The sequence below is a fragment of the Paraconexibacter algicola genome, assembly GCF_003044185.1.
GTDB classification, from domain to species: domain Bacteria; phylum Actinomycetota; class Thermoleophilia; order Solirubrobacterales; family Solirubrobacteraceae; genus Paraconexibacter; species Paraconexibacter algicola.
The window spans coordinates 1-16,235 of record NZ_PYYB01000004.1 but is presented as its reverse complement, the minus strand read 5'-3'; the positions used below and the strand labels follow the sequence as shown (position 1 = coordinate 16,235).

The 16,235-nt window shown below is 74.9% G+C and carries 17 protein-coding genes; 2 read left to right on the top strand and 15 right to left on the bottom strand.

Features of this window, described 5'->3' with window-relative positions; all coding sequences use genetic code 11:
• Positions 1-109 precede the first annotated feature (109 nt).
• On the top strand, positions 110-991 hold the full coding sequence (locus tag C7Y72_RS19435) for a TetR/AcrR family transcriptional regulator (RefSeq protein ID WP_107570868.1): 882 nt from the start codon (positions 110-112) through the stop codon (positions 989-991).
• Here C7Y72_RS19435 and C7Y72_RS19430 read toward each other — a convergent pair.
• The 14 genes from C7Y72_RS19430 to C7Y72_RS19365 form a co-directional block, all read right to left on the bottom strand.
• On the bottom strand, positions 978-1,709 hold the full coding sequence (locus C7Y72_RS19430; protein ID WP_107570867.1) for a hypothetical protein: 732 nt from the start codon (positions 1,707-1,709) through the stop codon (positions 978-980). The two genes, C7Y72_RS19435 and C7Y72_RS19430, sit on opposite strands and share 14 nt — an antisense overlap.
• Entirely contained in the window at positions 1,709-2,785 is a 1,077-nt protein-coding gene (locus C7Y72_RS19425; protein WP_107570866.1) for a M24 family metallopeptidase, read from the bottom strand. Before C7Y72_RS19425 ends, C7Y72_RS19430 begins: the two co-directional genes overlap by 1 nt.
• Complete coding sequence (gene aroQ, locus C7Y72_RS19420) at positions 2,782-3,240, bottom strand: type II 3-dehydroquinate dehydratase (protein ID WP_233243933.1); 459 nt, start codon at positions 3,238-3,240, stop codon at positions 2,782-2,784. The genes C7Y72_RS19425 and aroQ overlap by 4 nt, the downstream gene beginning before the upstream one ends.
• Complete coding sequence (locus C7Y72_RS19415) at positions 3,237-4,760, bottom strand: bifunctional shikimate kinase/3-dehydroquinate synthase (RefSeq protein ID WP_107570865.1); 1,524 nt, start codon at positions 4,758-4,760, stop codon at positions 3,237-3,239. The genes aroQ and C7Y72_RS19415 overlap by 4 nt, the downstream gene beginning before the upstream one ends.
• Before the next feature lie 12 nt (positions 4,761-4,772).
• On the bottom strand, positions 4,773-5,936 hold the full coding sequence (gene aroC, locus C7Y72_RS19410; protein ID WP_107570864.1) for a chorismate synthase: 1,164 nt from the start codon (positions 5,934-5,936) through the stop codon (positions 4,773-4,775).
• Positions 5,937-5,990: 54 nt separating this feature from the next.
• Positions 5,991-7,100, bottom strand: a complete 1,110-nt coding sequence (locus C7Y72_RS19405) for a hypothetical protein (RefSeq protein ID WP_107570863.1) — start codon at positions 7,098-7,100, stop codon at positions 5,991-5,993.
• Positions 7,097-7,870: a type IV pilus inner membrane component PilO gene (locus tag C7Y72_RS19400; protein ID WP_107570862.1), complete on the bottom strand. Its 774-nt coding sequence runs from the start codon at positions 7,868-7,870 to the stop codon at positions 7,097-7,099. Before C7Y72_RS19400 ends, C7Y72_RS19405 begins: the two co-directional genes overlap by 4 nt.
• Positions 7,867-8,688 carry a PilN domain-containing protein gene (locus C7Y72_RS19395; RefSeq protein WP_107570861.1) on the bottom strand — a complete coding sequence of 274 codons (822 nt, stop codon included), beginning with the start codon at positions 8,686-8,688 and terminating at the stop codon, positions 7,867-7,869. Before C7Y72_RS19395 ends, C7Y72_RS19400 begins: the two co-directional genes overlap by 4 nt.
• Positions 8,685-9,740, bottom strand: coding sequence for a type IV pilus assembly protein PilM (gene pilM, locus C7Y72_RS19390; protein ID WP_107570860.1), 1,056 nt, complete (start codon positions 9,738-9,740; stop codon positions 8,685-8,687). Before pilM ends, C7Y72_RS19395 begins: the two co-directional genes overlap by 4 nt.
• 128 nt (positions 9,741-9,868) lie before the next feature.
• Positions 9,869-10,624 (bottom strand): prepilin peptidase, encoded by a 756-nt coding sequence (locus C7Y72_RS19385; RefSeq protein ID WP_107570859.1) that lies wholly within the window; start codon positions 10,622-10,624, stop codon positions 9,869-9,871.
• A gap of 64 nt (positions 10,625-10,688) precedes the next feature.
• Complete coding sequence (locus C7Y72_RS19380) at positions 10,689-11,933, bottom strand: pilus assembly PilX family protein (protein WP_107570858.1); 1,245 nt, start codon at positions 11,931-11,933, stop codon at positions 10,689-10,691.
• Positions 11,930-12,835, bottom strand: a complete 906-nt coding sequence (locus C7Y72_RS19375) for a PilW family protein (RefSeq protein WP_107570857.1) — start codon at positions 12,833-12,835, stop codon at positions 11,930-11,932. The genes C7Y72_RS19380 and C7Y72_RS19375 overlap by 4 nt, the downstream gene beginning before the upstream one ends.
• On the bottom strand, positions 12,832-14,418 hold the full coding sequence (locus C7Y72_RS19370) for a fibronectin type III domain-containing protein (protein ID WP_107570856.1): 1,587 nt from the start codon (positions 14,416-14,418) through the stop codon (positions 12,832-12,834). The genes C7Y72_RS19375 and C7Y72_RS19370 overlap by 4 nt, the downstream gene beginning before the upstream one ends.
• A complete protein-coding gene (locus C7Y72_RS19365; RefSeq protein WP_107570855.1) occupies positions 14,415-14,612 on the bottom strand; it encodes a prepilin-type N-terminal cleavage/methylation domain-containing protein in 198 nt (65 codons plus the stop codon). The genes C7Y72_RS19370 and C7Y72_RS19365 overlap by 4 nt, the downstream gene beginning before the upstream one ends.
• Before the next feature lie 146 nt (positions 14,613-14,758).
• Here C7Y72_RS19365 and C7Y72_RS19360 point away from each other — a divergent pair, with 146 nt between their 5' ends.
• Complete coding sequence (locus tag C7Y72_RS19360) at positions 14,759-15,919, top strand: glycosyltransferase 87 family protein (protein ID WP_146175463.1); 1,161 nt, start codon at positions 14,759-14,761, stop codon at positions 15,917-15,919.
• Positions 15,920-15,977: 58 nt separating this feature from the next.
• Here the strand turns inward: C7Y72_RS19360 and C7Y72_RS23550 are convergent.
• Positions 15,978-16,235, bottom strand: a 258-nt coding sequence (locus C7Y72_RS23550; RefSeq protein ID WP_158276948.1) for a hypothetical protein, incomplete at its 5' end; no start/stop codon positions are given.

Below are 16,235 nucleotides of genomic sequence, written 5' to 3'. Positions count from 1 at the left end.
TGTCGTGACGACCGGTCCGTGTGCGGGCTTCGTGACGGCTTCGTGCCGATCCGGTGCCGATCGCGGGGTCCCTCCCCAACCCCACCCGACCGACCGGTAGGTCTGGGGCATGGACCAGAAGGACATCGACGCGCTGTTCGACCCGGACCGCACCGAGCGGCTCCTGTTCGGCAAGGTGCTCGACAAGCCGCGCGACCGGCGGGCGCGGCGGGCCGCCCGGGTCACGGGGGCGCAGCGGCGGGTCCAGATCTTGGAGGCGGTCATCCCGGTCTTCGCGGCGCGCGGCTACGCGCGGGCGACGTTGCGGCGCCTCGAGGCGGTCTCCCCCGTCTCGCGCCCGACGATGTACTCGTACTTCCCGTCCAAGGCGCATCTGTACGCGGCCGCGCTGCGGCACGAGGCCCAGCGCGTCGAGGCGGTGCTCGGCCCGCAGCTCGTGGGCGCCCACGCGCACGAGTTCCTCGGCCCGGCCGTGCTCGCGGCGGGTCGAGGCGGCCACGTCGGGGCCGTCGACACGGTCGCGGCCGGCCCCGCACCGACGGGCTGGGAGCTCGAGCCGCTCCCGCGCGTCGTCTGCGCGCTCGTGCGCTGGGCCCGGCGCAACCCCGACAGCGCCCGCCTGCTGCTGCACCGGCCGATCGAGGAGGAGGCGGTCATGGCCGTGCACGCCGAGGTGCGGCGGACGGTGCTCGACCGGGTGGTCGAGGCGCTGCGCCGTGACCGCAGCGTCCGTGCGCAGCGCGGACTGAACCGCCGCTTCGCCCTCGAGCTGCATGCCGAGATGCTCGTCGGCGCCGCGGAGGCCGTGATGCACTGGGCGCTCGCGCACCCGCTGGTGGCCGCGTCGAACCTCGCCCGCGCGTGGACCCGGCCGCCACGCGCGGACCTGCGGCGCGGCGAGCGCACCCCGCCGGGCGCGGATCCGTCGTGGCCGGCCCGCCCGCGCGACGGCGACCCCGGGCGTGACCCGCCGGACCTCAGGCCGGGGTGACGATGCTCGCCCAGCGGTCCCGCCGGGCCGTGCGGGCCGCGGAGCCCTCGTCGAGCACCGGGATCCCCGGCGGGAGCAGCACGACGTCGCCGGCGCCGAGCGCTCGCAGGACGCGGGGCGCCCCGGTCGCCGCGCGCAGCCCGGCCAGCCGCTCCAGCGCGGGCGCGAGGTCGTCGAGGTCGGTCACGACGAGCGTCGCGCGGCCCCGCGAGGCGAGGACCGCGGCCGCCAGCGGCGCCACGAACGCGGCCAGCAGGCCGAGCTCACCCGTGCTGGCGTCGGTGCGCGCGTCGAGCAGCAACGGCTCGGCGGCCGGCGCGCCGGGCGGCGGCAGGAACGCGGTGGCGCGCAGCTGCGGCTCCTTCCAGCGGCGGACGCGCACCCCGTCGGCCAGGAGCCGCCGTTCGAACGTGCGCTTCGCGCCGCGCCCGTCGGGCGCCTCGGCGTGCACGTCCAGCCGCACCGGGTGCAGGGAGCCCAGCGCGGGCACGCGGCCGGTTCCCGGCTTGGACGGGGCCAGACCGGCGGGCAGGTGCTCCGGAGCGTCGGCCGCGGCGCGCCAGACGCGCCCGTCGTCGTCGCGCAGCCGCGCACGCCAGAGGACACCGCCGAGATCGTCCTCGTCGTCGAACGCGGCCGCGACCTCGCCGAGTCCGCGGAGGCGGACGTCGAGCGGCTCGTCGATGAGCGCGACCGGGTGCCCCGAGAGCTCGAGCATCAGTCGACGGTGCGCAGCGCCTTGGGCAGCGACGAGAGGACCTCGTGCCCGCCCTCGGTCACCGCCACGAGGTCCTCGATCCGGACCCCGACCGCGCCCGGCACGTAGATGCCCGGCTCGACCGTCACCACGTGGCCCGGGGCGAGCGCGACCTCGCCCTGCTTGGAGAGCCGCGGACCCTCGTGGACCTCCAGCCCGACACCGTGGCCGAGGCCGTGCCCGAAGTGCTCGGCGTGCCCGGCCTCGTCGATGATCGTCCGGGCGACCGCGTCGACCTCGCGGCCCGTGGGCCCGGGCCGGACCGCGGCCAGCGCCGCCTCCTGCGCGGCCAGCACCGTGTCGTAGACCGCGCGGTCACGCGGGTCCAGCGGCCCGGTGGCGACGGTGCGCGTGCAGTCCGACGCGTAGCCGTCCATCTGGGCGCCCCAGTCGATGACCACGAGCGTGTTCGCGGGGATCGGGACGTCGCGCGGCTCCGCGTGCGGCAGCGCGCCGTGCTCGCCCGCGGCGATGATCGGCGGGAACGAGACCCCGTCGGCGCCGCGGCGGCGCATCGCGATCTCCAGGTCCAGGGCGACGTCGCGCTCGGTCCGGCCGACGAGCCCGGCGGACACCACCTCCTCGAACGCCTCGTCGGCGACCTTCGCGACGGCCCGGAGCTTCACGAGCTCCGCCTCGTCCTTGATCGCGCGCAGGTCCTTGACGATCGAGCCCGCCGGCTCGAGCTCGACGCCCTCGCCGACCTTCGCGAGCAGGTGCTGGTGCTGGTGCACCGACAGGTCGTGCTCGTCGAAGCCCGACCGACCGGTCGGTAGGGCGTCCGCCACCGAAGCCAGCAGGTCCTGGCGGATCAGGCGCTCCCAGCCCGCGTCGACCTGCGCCTCGACCTGGCTGAGGTAGCGGAAGTCGGTCAGCAGCAGCCGCTCGCCCGCCGCACCCACGAGCGCGACCGCGTTGGAGCCCGTGAAGCCCGTCAGCCAGCGGATGTCCACGAGGTCCGTGACGAGCAGGGCCGCTCGGCCGTCGAGGGCCGCCGCCACGCGGTCGGCCCGGGTCATGTCGATGCCTGCGCTCATCCCTGCAGCTCCTCGCTCAGTCGGTTCAACGCGTCGCGATACCCGTCCACGCCCCTGCCGCTCACCGTCGCGACGCAGATGTCGGTGATCACCGAGTGCCGGCGGAACGCCTCGCGCGCCTGGACGTCGGAGAGGTGGACCTCCACCGCGGGCAGCTCGGTCAGCTCCAGGGCGTCGCGGATCGCGTAGCTGTAGTGCGTCCACGCCCCCGGGTTGAGGACGATGCCGTCCGCCGTGTCCCGGATCTCGTGCAGGTGCTCCACGAACTCGCCCTCGTGGTTGGTCTGGAAGAACCGCAAGCTCAGGCCGAGCTCCCGCCCGAACTCCTCGATCCGGTACTGCAGCTGCTCGAACGTCAACGACCCGTAGTGGGCGGGATCGCGCCGGCCGAGCTGGTCGAGGTTCACGCCGTGCAGGACCTCGACGCGGTTGTGGGTGCTCACGGGCGGGGTCACCCGTGCAACTCTGCCACGGCCGCGAGCACGTCGGAAGGCGCGACCACCGCACCGTGCCGGACGTCCCCCGGACCGTGGACCAGCACGAACGGCGTGTGCTCGCCCAGCCGCTTCTTGTCCTTCGCGGTCGCCGCGACGATCTCCGCAGCGTCCAGCTGCGGGTCGAGCTCGACCGGCAGGCCGACCCCCTCGAGCAGGTCCCGCACGTGCGCGCGCAGGTCCTCCTGGCCCGACAGGCGCAGCGCGGCCAGCAGGCCCAGGCCCACCGCCTCGCCGTGGCGGTAGCGCGCGAAGCCGCTGACCGTCTCGATCGCGTGGCCGACCGTGTGGCCGAGGTTCAGGACCTGCCGGCGGCCGCCGTCGCGCTCGTCCTCGCGGACCACCGCGAGCTTCGTGCGCGCGCAGCCGAGGATCGTCGCGTCGTCCACCGGAACGCCCGAGGCGACCTGCTCCCACAGCGCGCCGCCCGCGATCAGCGCGGTCTTCACGACCTCCGCGTAGCCCGCCGCGTGCTCCTCCGGCGGGAGCGTCGCCAGCGTCGCGACGTCGACCACGACCGCCGACGGCTGGTGGTACGCCCCGACGTAGTTCTTCGCAGTCGGGAGGTCCACCCCGGTCTTGCCGCCGTAGGCGCTGTCCACCTGGGCGACGACCGTCGTCGGCACCTGGATGACCGGCACGCCGCGCTGGTACGCCGACGCGCAGAACCCCGCGAGGTCGCCGACCACGCCGCCGCCGACCGCCACGACGTGATCGGCGCGCGTCGCGCCCTGCTCGACCAGCGCCTCCCAGACCCGCTCGGCCGTCGCGAGGGTCTTGTGCTCCTCCCCCGCGCCGATCTCGATCAGGCCCGACACCTCGCCGACCAGGCCCGCGTAGAGGTCGCCGACGTTCGCGTCGCTCACCACGAACCGGCGCCCGCCCAGCGGCCACGGGACCTGGCCCAGCAGCCGGCGGCCGACGAGCACCGGGTAGTCGCCCGAGGCGGCGGTCGCCCACAGCAGCTGCGTGCCTGCCGGGGCGTCCGCGAGATCGCGCAGCGCCCGCGCCGCCCGGCGGCCCACCTTCTTGTCGGCGGGCGGCAACGTCGCGCGGGCGACCGACCGGTAGGTCGAGGCGCGCTCCGCGTACCGGGCCTCGAACACCGCGCGGTCGCGGGCCAGCGGCCGGCCCTTGCCCGCGGCGCGCGTCCACGCCGTCTCGAGGTCGACCTCGACGTGCACGACCAGGTGGCGGCCGAGCGCCTCGCGGACCCGGGCGCTCGCGAGCGTCCCGCCGCCCAAGGCGATCACGTCACCGTCCGCGGCGTCGAGCAGGCGCAGGACGAGCGCCTCCTCGCGCTCGCGGAACGCCGCCTCGCCGTGCGCGTCGAAGAACGCCTCGATCGTGCTGCCGAACTCGGCCTCCAGCAGCCGGTCGCTGTCGTGCAGGCGGGCGTCGAGGACCGCGGCGGCCTCACGGGCCGCCGTGCTCTTGCCGGCCCCCATGAAGCCGACGAAGACCAGCGCGGGCGCGGGCATCGCGCGGGCCCGCTACCCCTGACGCAGGCGGGCGCGGTACGCGTCCACCGCGGCGCGCACGTCGTCCACGTGATCGCCGCCGAACTTGCGCCGGTACGCGTCCGCGAGGACCAGGGCGACCATCGCCTCGCCGACGACGCCGGCCGCCGGCACCGTGCACGAGTCCGTGCGCTCGCGCAGCGCCTGCGCGGGCTCCTTGGAGTCGATGTCCACGCTCTGCAGCGGCTTCGTCAGCGTCGGCAGCGGCTTCATCGCCCCGCGCGCGTGCAGCGGATCGCCGGTCGTCATGCCGCCCTCCAGACCACCGGAGTGGTTCGTGGAGCGGTGGTAGCCGCGCTCGGCGTCGTAGAAGATCTCGTCGTGGGCCTGCGAGCCCGGACGGCCCGCGACGTCCCACGCGTCCCCGATCGCGCAGCCCTTCACCGCCTGGATCGAGCAGATCGCGCCCGCCAGGCGGCCGTCGAGACGCTCCTCCCACGACACGTGCGAGCCGAGGCCCGGCACGAGGCCGAACGCCACGACCTCGAACACGCCGCCGATCGACTCGTTCGCCTTGCGCTGCACGTTGATGTGCTGCACCATCTCGCGGCTCGCGTCCCCGTCCAGGCAGCGGACCGGGTCGTCGTCGATGCCGTCGAAGTCCGCCAGCGTCAGCTCGCGGTCGACCGCGGGCGCGTGCACGCTGCCGATCTGCACGACGTGGCTGACGACCTCCACCCCGAGCGTGCGCAGGAACGCCTTGCAGACCGCGCCGCCCGCCACGCGCGCGGCCGTCTCGCGGGCGCTCGCGCGCTCGAGGATGTCGCGGACGTCCGTCAGGCCGTACTTCTGCGTGCCGACGAGGTCGGCGTGCCCGGGCCGCGGCAGGTGCACCTCGGGGACGGTCGCCTCGACCGGCCACGGGTTCATCCGCTCCTCCCAGTTGGTGTAGTCGCGGTTGGCGACCTGGAGGGCGATCGGCCCGCCGAGCGTGCGGCCGTGCCGCACCCCGGCGGTGACGTACGCGCGGTCGGTCTCGATCTTCATGCGGCCGCCGCGGCCGTGGCCGAGCTGGCGACGCGCCATGTCGCGGTCGATCGCGTCGCGATCGAGCTCCAGGCCCGCGGGCAGGCCTTCGACGAGGCAGGTGAGACCGGGCCCGTGGGACTCCCCGGCGGTGACGAGCTTGAGGGTCATGCGGCGCCGGAGTCTACGCGGCGGGACGCCGTGGCCCGCGCCAGACCCCCGGGCTCAGGGCTGCGGGACCGCGTCGAGGACCGCCGCGGTCCGCTGCGCCGCCTGCGCCGTCCCGGCCGCGAGCTGGCGCAGGTACTCCAGGTAGACCGCGAGATACCAGGCCCGGTACTCGGCCGCCGTGTGTCCCGCGACCGCCGGGGCGTCCTGCGGCGCCGGCGTGCGCGTCGCGGCGGGCGCCGACCGGGCGGCACGCGTGAGCTTGCGACGCACGAGCACGCCCCGCTCGTCGTCCCAGCGGTACAGGTCGGTGAGGTCCTCGGCCGCCTCGTCCTTCGCGGCGGACTGCCGCTTCTGGGAGGTGGAGGCTCCCTCCTTGGCCGCGACCGCCTGCGCGCTGGTGCGGCGCGTCACCGACAGCAGCTCGAGCTCGTACTGCGTGATGCCGTCGGCGGTCTCGCGGTCGAGGAACACGGTGTCGCCGGTGCCCATCTCGACGGTCTCGCAGTTCGTGCGCGACGGGCGGCACGTGCCGTCCCCCGTCACCTGCGCGTCGGCGCCGACGAGGAACACGGCCTTCTTGCCGCCGGCGAGGACGCCGAGGAAGACGAAGAACGGCTGCTCGGCGTTCGGGAGCGGGCTCAGCCGCGAGACGTTGCGCAGCGTGCGGCGGCGCTCGTCGGTGCCGAACCGCAGCGCGACGCGGTACACGTCGAGCGGGTCGAGCTTCGGGACGGTCGTGGTGCCGGCCGTCGAGGACGGGCCGCTGGTGCCGCTCGGCCCCGTCGTCGCCGCGACCGGGGAGCTCGGCGTGCCGCCGCTGACGTCCTTCACCGGGTCGACCGTCGCGACGCCGGTGGCGCCGGTGACCGCCCCGTCGACCGCGCCGGTGGCCTTGCGCACGTACTGCTGGCGGAACGGGTCCCGGGTCGCGCCGGCACGGCGGCGCAGCGCGGGCTGCTCGACGGCGACCGCGACCTCGGCGGTCGCCGGGGCGCCGCCGGGCGCGACCGCGGCGGTCGCGCCGGGGTCGGCCGGGGTGCTCTGCGGGCTGCCGCCGCCCCCGAGGGCGACCGGCACGGCGACGAGCGCGAGGACGAGCAGGACCGCGAGCGGCCACAGCTTCTTCTCGACGAGGTCGTGCCCGATGGCGCGCAGGACGGTCACGGGGTGCCTCCGGAGGTCGTCACGGTGGTGGGCGTGGCGCCGGGCGCGGCCGGCAGGCCGGCCTGGTCGCCCGGCAGCAGGTAGGCGGTCGCCTTGATCGCGGCCTCCATCTGCGGGAACCCCTTCGGTCCCGCGGTGAGGTTCACCGCGTCGATCGTCAGGAGGCGGCCGCGGACGGCGATCGTGCTGCCCTTCATCCGCGTGAACGCAGTGAGCTGGTCGAGGAACTTCTCCAGGCCGGCGAACTCGCCCTGGAACGCGAAGCTGAACGGCATCGTCGGGAAGCCCGCCGGGCCGATCGCCGCGCCGGGCGGCAGCACGGCGGCGGCCGCCTCGGTGGCGGGTGCGGCCGCGGCGGCCGCCGGGTCCTTGCCCTTCTCGGCCGCGCCGACCGCGGCGACCGCGGCGCTCGGCGTGGCGGCCTGCGGGGCGACGGTGCCGGAGGACTCCAGGCGGATCGTGCGGAAGTCGACCTCGGCGTCGTCGGCCGCCGCCTCGAGCTGCACGAGCAGGGAGGCGACGTCGTCGTCGGCGGGCACGGCCTTGCCGAGCCGCGCCACGACCGCGTAGTCGCGGGCGTACTGGGCCTTCGCCTGCTCAGCGCTGCGCGCCCCCTCGGCGGCGACCTGCAGCTCCTGCCGGGCGGTGGCGATGCGGGTGTCGAGCGCGGCGACCTCGTCGCGCTTGGGCGAGATCGCCAGGAACCAGAAGCCGAGGACGAGGGCGAGCAGCCCCACGACCATCAGCACGGTGCGGTCACGGGCGGTCACCGGTCCTCCTCCTGCGTGGCGAGTGCGGCGTCCTTGGCGGCCTGGCTGCCCTGCAGCTGCGCGGTCGCCGTGGACGGGGCGGCGCCGGTGGCGCCGGTCGGGCCGGTGACCGCCGCCGGGGCGGCCGTCGCGGTCCCGGGCGTGGCGGGGGCGACGCCCCCGGCCGGCGGGTCGAAGAACAGCACCATCGAGAACTGCGGGAAGGTGTCGCGGCCCTGGCGGCAGTCGCCGCTGCCGGAGGAGCCCGCCTGGGCGGCGTCGCCCTTCTCGGAGCTCGCGAGCGTCACGCGCTGCACGCCGTCGATGCGGCGGAAGGCGGCCATCGCGCGGGCGACCCCCGGCTGGCTCGTGGTGCAGCCGGTCAGCTCGATCGCCGGGACCGCGAGCGCGCTGCGCAGCGTGCTCGCCCCGGTCCCGCCGCCGCCGGCCGCGACGCCGGGCGCGGCCGTCGCGTTCAGCTGGGTCAGCCAGACGTCGCGCGGGACGACACGGGAGACCTCGTGCAGCGCGGCACCCCAGTCGAAGCGGCTGTTGGCGAGGCTCGTGACCGTCTGGACGCGCGCCTCGCGCAGCGCCCGGAACGTCGCGTAGGCCTGCAGCTCCGCGGCGCGGGCCTGCTCGGCGGCGACCTGCTGCTGCACGGACGCGAGCTCGGCCTTGCGGTCGTCGATGCGCTTGCCGGTGAGCGTGAGCGTCGCGAGCGCGATGACGACCATCGCGAGCGCGCCGAGCAGCACGTAGACCGCGCCGCCGGACCGGCCGGCGGCACCGCCGGCGCCGCGGCGCTCCTCGAGCGGGATGAGGTTGACGGCCTTCATGCGGCCTGGGCCTCCGGGATCGCGAGGCCCGCGGCGACGGCCATCCGGGCGTCGAGGCCCAGGGGCGCGCCGGCCACGGCGCCGGGGTGGACGGGCAGGCCCAGCTCGACCGCGAACGCGGCGACGAAGCCGGGGACGTCGGCCGCCGGACCGGTGAGCACGCAGTGCGTGACCGGCCCGGAGCTGCCCTGCATGTGGTGGAAGTCGACGCTGTTGCGGACCTCCCCGGCGATCCGGCGGGTGCCCTCGTCGAGCAGCGCGCGGGTCTCCGCGACGATCTCGGGGTCCCCGTCGAGCAGCTCGAGCGGCTGCTCGAGGCCGACCTGGGTGAACCAGGCGCGCGCCTGGTCCAGCGTCAGGCGGCGCCGCTCGGCCAGCTCGACGGCGAGCTGCTCGAGCCCGGCGCCGACGACGCGCGTGAAGGTGCAGGTGCGGCCCTGGGCGACCGCGATGTTCGTGAGGCCGCCGATCGACACGTAGAGGACGACGTCGTCGGGGCCGGCACCGGCGGCGAGCGCGGTCGGCTGCAGCGCCCGGACCATGCCGAACGCGGAGAGGTCGATGCCCTCGGGGCGCAGGCCCGCCGCGCGGGTGGCGGCGAGGACGCGGTCGATCATGTCGCGCCGGGCGGCGACGAGGACGATGCGCTGGCGGCGGCCCTGGTCGGTGTCGACGATCCCGAGCGTCTGGAAGTCCAGGACGGCGCTGTCGAGCGGCATCGGGATCTGGTCCTGGGCCTGGAAGCGGACGGCCTGGGCGAGCTCCTTGGGGTCCTCGATGACCGGCAGCTCGATGATCCGCACGACGATCTTCTGGTTGGCGATGCCGACCCGGACGCGCTTGTCCAGGCCCTTCTCGTCCTGCCAGAGGCGGCGCAGCGCGTCGGCGAGCGCGTCGACCTCGGCGACCTCCCCGTCCCGGATGACGCCGGGGTCCAGCGGGGCGGTCGCGGCGTGCTTGATCTCGAGGCGGCCGGAGCCGGTGACCGCGACGGCGGTGACGCCGCTCGGCTCGAGCTCCAGTCCGACGATGGTTGCGGGCTTCTTGGCCATGGTCTCGGGGGGCGGATCGGCCCGTCCGGCTCGCGGTTCGAGCGGGGGGCGCCTCCACTCCCCTCTTCGTCCAGACGGGCTTCAGACTTGAGCGTCGGCGGCGAGATCGTGGACGCCGACGCGGCGCGCTAGAACGTGTCGACGTAGGAGTCGACGAGGTCCTCGCCGACGAACAGGGCGAGCACCGCCCCGAGCGCGAGGAACGGGCCGAACGGCACGGCGACCTTGCGGCCCGCCTGCGCGCCGAGGCGGCCCATGATCACGGCGCCGACGAGCACGCCCGCGATCAGCCCCGCGAAGATCGCGGGGGCGACCGCGCGGCCGAGGTACAGGCCCAGGACGCCGACGAGCTTCACGTCCCCCATCCCCATGCCCTTCGGGGAGGCGAGCGCCACGAGCAGGAACGCCGCGAACGCGCCCGCCCCGGAGAGCAGCAGCTCCGGGAGCAGGTCCGGGTCGAGCGCGAGCGCGATCACCGGGGCGAGGACGGCGAACGGCGCGAGCAGCACGTTGGGGATCGTGCGCGTGTCGAGGTCGATGAACGTCATCGGGACGAGCAGCGTCACGAGCGCGATGCCGAGCGCGACGTCGACCGGCTCGTCCCAGCGGGCGAGGACGACGGCGGCGTAGAGCAGGCCGGTGAGCGCCTCGACCAGCGGGTAACGGCGGCTGATCGGCTCCGCGCAGTGGCGGCAGCGGCCCCGCAGCACGAGCCACGACAGCACGGGCACGTTGTCGTACGGGCGGACGGGCTGCTCGCACCCCGGGCACCGCGACGGCGGGTGCACCAGCGACTCCTTGCGGGGGAGCCGGTGGATGACCACGTTGAGGAACGACCCGACCGCGAGGCCGAGGACGAGGGCGAGGAGCGCGACGGCGATCATGACGCCCGGAGCATCGGCCCGGACGGACCCCGGCTTGAGCGGCCGGGGGTCCGTGCCGCGGCGGTCAGGTGCCCTTGATCTCCCGCCAGGTGTTCTGGACGATGCCCGCCGAGCCGTAGGACTGCACGCGGTCGAACGCCCCGGTGTCGAGCCGGATGTTCAGCTTGGAGGAGCCGACGACGGTCGTCGCCATGCCGTCCACGAGGACGCCCCCGGTGACCGTCGCGTTGCCCTGGGTCTGCATGATCTGCCCGGTGCTCCCGTCCTCGTTGGCGTGGTAGAGGATGCCGTAGAAGTTCGTGGTCCCGCCGAGATACAGCGAGCCGCGGGCGATGAGGACCATGCCCGGGGCGCTCGGCGAGTTGAACTGGGTGTTGGCGGTGTACGAGCAGGTGCCGTTCTCGATGTAGACGATCGCGCCGGTCAGGCCGGCGGCCGACGGGCAGCCGGACGCGTAGTAGGTGCCGTTGGCGATCGCGGTCGCCTTCAGCCGGACGCGGCCCTCGGCGCTCATCGCGGGCGTGTTGGCGTACCCGGTCTGCGTGATGTTCGGGCTGATCTGGAAGCTCAGCAGCCCGTTGAGGGTGGCGAGCGCGGTGCCGAGCACGCCGCCGCTGAGCTTGTGGCCCAGGCACGGGGTGAGCTCCAGCAGCGCCGGGACGCAGCGGACCGCGACGAGGCCGCTCTGGGAGGAGCCGCCCTGCGCGTCGATGAGGACCTTGCGGCCGTTGTTGGAGATGTCCAGCCGCCCGGTGATGAGCGCGCCGCGCGGCAGGTCCTCGGCCTGCTGCTGGGCGCGCACGAGCGCGACGAGCGTGCGGGTGCGCCCGCGGGCGGTCGCCTGCGCGCGGACCCACAGCTGGCCGTCGCCGTTGGCGTCGTACTGCGGCGCGGTCTGCGCGAGCTGGTCGGAGTAGAAGCTCGCGTTGTCCGGGCTGACGTTGTCGCGCACGGTCGTGGACCACTGGGTGCCCGCGTCGATGTCCGGGGAGGTGAACAGCGACAGCAGCTGCGCGGAGTCGGGGCACCGCGCGGCCGTGCTGGTCCGCGTGCAGACCGGGTACGGGTTCACCGCCGACCCGCCGCCCGGCCAGTCCCGGGCGAGCTGGAAGATCTGCGCGGACATCGCCGCCTCGGCGAGGTTGAACGAGGACTCGCGCTGCCGGGTCGCCCCGGACTCGGCGCTCTGCACGTCGACCGACGACATCGTCGCCAGGCCGATCCCGACCATGACGGCGAGCAGCACGATCGCGGTGACGATCGCGGTGCCGTCCTCGGCGCCCAGGCGCCGTCGCAGCCGGCGGGTCATGCGACCACCGCCTGCGTGGCGGAGACGCCCTCGAGGCCGGCAGGGTCGCTGACGCGCAGCTGGATCGTGTGCGAGGTCCCGGCGGCGGCGGGCGCGGTGAAGGTGATCCCGGTGCCGACGAGCGCGCCGTTGTCGTACCAGCGGTACGTGAGCGACTCGCCCTCCGGGTCGGAGGACGTCGAGCCGTTGAGGAGGATCCCCTGGGCGCTCGGGGTGGCGGTGAACGCCGCGGTCGGGCGGCGGTTCTGGTTGCGCAGGAAGACGCCGGTGCTCATGGTGGTCTCCGGGGGGTTGCGGGCGGTGTCGAGGTCCACGAAGAGCTCCGCGTGGACCGCGCTGATCGCGGTGAGGTCGGTCGAGTTGACGAGGAAGACGGGCCGGTCGCGGCCGCCGGCGCGGTTCACCAGCGCGGTGGCCAGGACCGTGGTCTGCGGCCAGCCGCTGCCGGGGCAGGCGGTCGTGGAGGGCACCGCGGGCGGCGTCGCGGTCGTCCACGTCTGCGTCTGCGCGACGAGCCGTGCCGCCTCGGGCTTGGCGACGTCCAGGCAGTAGCGCATCCGCTTGACGTTCAGGGCGTTGCTGCCGGCGTTCGGCCCGTTGGGGTCGACGGTCTTGAAGACGAGGTCGTAGGGCCCGGCGGCGTCGAACGCCTGCGGCTGGTCGGGGGTCGGGCTGGAGAGGTTGCGCAGGTCGCGGGCGAGCCGGTCGATCGCGGCGCGCGCCGCCTGCTGCGCGTCGATGACGTCGGAGGTCTGCCGCTGGCCGCGCGAGTAGGAGTCGTAGGTCGTGAGCGTCGCGGTGAGGATGAACGCGAAGATCACGATCGCCACCAGCAGCCCGGTGAGCGACATCTCGCCGCGCTCGGCGGCCAGGCGCGCCCGGACGGTCGCCGCGGCGCTCATCCCGACACCGGTCCGACGATCGTGCTCTCGGCCATGTACTGGTCGACCGCGGTGATCCGGTAGCTGTGCGCGACGCCACCGGACTGCGTGTCGGTGTAGGTCAGCTCGGTGCCGGTGGCGGTGCGGTCGTAGCGGTCGGCGACGAGCGCCCCGTCGCGGTAGATCCGGTAGTAGGCGATCGAGTCGCCGAGGTCCGGGTCGGCGACCGCGGGCGCGGTCCAGCTGAGCACGCGGTTGCCGGCGCTGACCGACAGGGTCAGGCCGGTCGGTGGGTTCGGGGCGCGGTTGCCGGTGACGACGACCGCGTCGGCGGAGGCGGCGCCCTCGCGGACCGCGCCGCCGGTCGTGCGGTCCAGCGCAGCGACGTAGTAGCTGAGGGTGGGGAGCGCGGGCGGCGCGGTGTCCTGGCAGGTCGTGGTCGTGACCGGGCCGCAGACGAGCACGGGCGCGCCGACGGCGGGACGGCGGTAGACCCGGTACCCCTCGACGTCGCGCTCGGCGTTGGGGCGCCACTCGAGGTCGACGACGGCCCCGTTGCGACCGGCGTCGAGCTGGCGCGGCGCGTACGGGGCGCGCCGGTTGACCGTGACGGTGAGCTGGCGGGCGGTGCTGAACTGCCCGAACTTGTCGAACGACTTCGCCCCGACGAGATAGGTGCCGTCGAGCACCTCGTCGGCGTTCGGGGTGCTGCCGGAGGACACGGTGCCCAGCGGCCAGGTGAACGTCCACGCGGTCCCGGCGCCGGCCGCGTTCCCCTTCGCGGTCCCGTCGATGTACCAGGCGGCGCTCGCCGCGGCCGAGGAGGTCGTGGCGTTGAAGCCGAGGCTGGTCGCGCTCGTGACGGGGACGCTGCCCGCCGCGTTCAGCGCCGTGACGCTCGGCGCGGCGGCCATGCCGGGGTTGGCGATCGTGGTGGCCTGCAGCGCGTAGCGGCTGCCGCCGCCGGTCGCCCAGCGCACGAGCACGACGACGCGCTTGTAGTCCGAGGGCATCGCGTCGGTCCCGGCCCCCGGGCAGATCAGCAGGCAGAGGCCGACGCTGGCCTCGGTGAGGTTGTCGACCTGGCCGTCGAGGTTCAGGTCGATCCCGCAGTCCCCGACCGCGGCCCCGGCGGTGGCGGCGGCGGGCGTGCCGCTGATCGCCCCGCTGATCCCCAGGAGGGTGCCGCAGGTGGCGCTGCTGGTCGTCCCGGCACCGGTCGCGCAGAACTGGCCGCCGTCGTGGGTGCCGGTGCCGTCGCGCGCGTCGTCGACCGCGCACACGCCGACCGCCACGGTGTAGGTGGCGCCGCGGCGGCGGATCGTCCAGCCGCCGGACCCGAGGTTGGAGTCCGTGAGCGACCCGGAGGCGCGCACCGCGGGTCCGACCCCGCCGGGCGTCAGCTGGTCGTACGGGACCGCACGGACCGCCTCGATGATCTCGCGCTGCAGCGACACGGCCTGCTCGCGCGTCTTGCTCGTGGTGGTGACCGCCTGGGCCATGTCGAGCATCGAGAGCGTGGCGAGCATGCCGACGAGGAGCAGCGCGGCGGCGACGAGGACCTCCACGAGCGTGAAGCCGGCCTCCTCGTCGCGCAGCCTCATGGCAGCTCCGCGAGCCGCGACTCGAGCAGGCTCGTCCGCTCCTCGGTGGTGTGCACGGCGGCGCGCGCCTTGTGCTCCTGCCCGACGAGGGCGGGGATCGCGATGCCCGCGAGGACACCGATGATGAGGAGGACGACGAGGAGCTCGACGAAGGTGAAGCCCGCCTCGTCCATGAGGGGCAGGGGCCGGTCCATGGCACGTCTGGCGTCGGCGGTCCGCGGGCGGCGGCTGAGGGGCGCGCAGTCACGTCGGCGGGCGGCCGATGCCGGCCATCCCCAGAAGTGAGGAGGCGTGCGGCCAGCGGGACGGACGCCCGGTCGCGGCGCCTATGCTGCGCGGGATGCCGGCCCGCGCCCTGACGATCACCGCGGTGCTGGCGGTGGTCGCGCTGACGCTGCGCGCCGCGATCGGCATGGAGCCGGGCCTGGACTACTTCACCGACGCGAGCCAGGCGATCGACCTGCTCGCCGCCGGGAACGTCTCCGGCTTCCTGCAGATCCAGCCGCTGATGGGCAGCTTCTCGCTGATCGTGCGCGCCCCGTTCGTGCGGCTCGTGCTCTACGAGGACCTCGACGTCGTCTACTACGTCGGGGCGCTGCCCTTGCTGGCCGGCGGGATCGTGCTCGGCCTGGCGCTGCGCCGGCACCTCGAGCGGGTCGGCCAGGGGCCCGCGGTGCAGTGGCTCGTGGCCGCGCTGGCGATCCTCAACCCGCTGACGTTCCGGGCGCTGCACTGGGGTCACCCGGAGGAGATCCTCGCCGGGGCGCTGTGCGTCGGGGCGGTGCTCGCCGCGCTGTGGGACCGGCGGATCCTGTCCGCGGTGCTGCTCGGCCTGGCGCTGGCCACGAAGCAGTGGGCGCTGCTGGCGGTCCTACCGGTGCTGCTGGCCACGCCGTCGCGGCGGCTGGGGGTCCTGCTCGTCGCCGGGGTGATCGCGGCCGCGCTGACGCTCCCGGGAATCCTGTCGAGCCCGCAGGCGTTCTCGTCGGTGAGCCAGAACGCGGCGCTGCAGACCGGCAGCGACGGCGTCGCGACCCCCTACAACGTCTTCTGGCCGCTGGGCTCGCGCGAGCCGACCCCGCAGGGCGACCGCTACTTCGTGCCGATCTGGGCGTCGACGATCTCCCACCCGCTGATCGTGCTCGTCGCGCTGCCGCTGTCGCTGCTGCTGTGGCGCCGGCCCGACCGCCGTCGCGACGACGCGCTGCTGCTGCTCGCGCTGCTGTTCTCGCTGCGCTGCGTGCTGGACACCTGGAACATCGACTACTACGCGGTGCCGTTCGTGCTCGCGCTGCTGTCCTGGGAGGCGGTCCGCCGCCCCGGGGTGCCGCGCCTGACGATCGCGGCGATCCTGCTGCTGTCGGTCTCCTACTGGGGCGAGCACGTCCGCTTCTACGGGCAGACGCTCGAGGACGCCCCGTGGCTGTTCGCGCTCTACATGGCGTGGGTGCTGCCGCTGACCGCCTGGCTGGCGCGCACGCTGTACCGGCCGCGGACGTGACACGGGGCGGGCCGTGCGGCCCGCCCCGTGGAGCGACTCGGTCCTGTCGGGGGTGGGGCTACCAGCCGCCGGTGCTGTTGCAGCCGCCCTCGCCGGAGGTGTTGCAGGTGCGGGCGAAGACGCCGATGCCCGTCTTGGTGATCGTGAACGAGCGACCGTTGGAGGTCTTCGTCACGACGTAGGTCTCGGGGGTGCCGTCGTTGGAGCCGGTGACCGCGACGCCGGTGGGCAGCCCCTCGGGGTTGTCGCAGTTGTTCGGCGCCTCGGTGAGGCAGGACTCGACCATCGTCACGGCGTTGCGGACGTCGGACTTCGT

Bases quoted from the DNA above. Each gene is read 5' to 3' on its own strand.
- C7Y72_RS19385 (WP_107570859.1), bottom strand. From the start codon at position 10,624: ATGATCGCCGTCGCGCTCCTCGCCCTCGTCCTCGGCCTCGCGGTCGGG.
- C7Y72_RS19395 (WP_107570861.1), bottom strand. From the start codon at position 8,688: ATGAAGGCCGTCAACCTCATCCCGCTCGAGGAGCGCCGCGGCGCCGGC.
- C7Y72_RS19415 (WP_107570865.1), bottom strand. From the start codon at position 4,760: ATGCCCGCGCCCGCGCTGGTCTTCGTCGGCTTCATGGGGGCCGGCAAG.
- aroC (WP_107570864.1), bottom strand. From the start codon at position 5,936: ATGACCCTCAAGCTCGTCACCGCCGGGGAGTCCCACGGGCCCGGTCTC.
- C7Y72_RS19430 (WP_107570867.1), bottom strand. From the start codon at position 1,709: ATGCTCGAGCTCTCGGGGCACCCGGTCGCGCTCATCGACGAGCCGCTC.
- C7Y72_RS19370 (WP_107570856.1), bottom strand. From the start codon at position 14,418: ATGAGGCTGCGCGACGAGGAGGCCGGCTTCACGCTCGTGGAGGTCCTC.
- C7Y72_RS19360 (WP_146175463.1), top strand. From the start codon at position 14,759: ATGCCGGCCCGCGCCCTGACGATCACCGCGGTGCTGGCGGTGGTCGCG.
- C7Y72_RS19425 (WP_107570866.1), bottom strand. From the start codon at position 2,785: ATGAGCGCAGGCATCGACATGACCCGGGCCGACCGCGTGGCGGCGGCC.
- C7Y72_RS19365 (WP_107570855.1), bottom strand. From the start codon at position 14,612: ATGGACCGGCCCCTGCCCCTCATGGACGAGGCGGGCTTCACCTTCGTC.
- C7Y72_RS19435 (WP_107570868.1), top strand. From the start codon at position 110: ATGGACCAGAAGGACATCGACGCGCTGTTCGACCCGGACCGCACCGAG.
- C7Y72_RS19380 (WP_107570858.1), bottom strand. From the start codon at position 11,933: ATGACCCGCCGGCTGCGACGGCGCCTGGGCGCCGAGGACGGCACCGCG.
- pilM (WP_107570860.1), bottom strand. From the start codon at position 9,740: ATGGCCAAGAAGCCCGCAACCATCGTCGGACTGGAGCTCGAGCCGAGC.
- C7Y72_RS19375 (WP_107570857.1), bottom strand. From the start codon at position 12,835: ATGAGCGCCGCGGCGACCGTCCGGGCGCGCCTGGCCGCCGAGCGCGGC.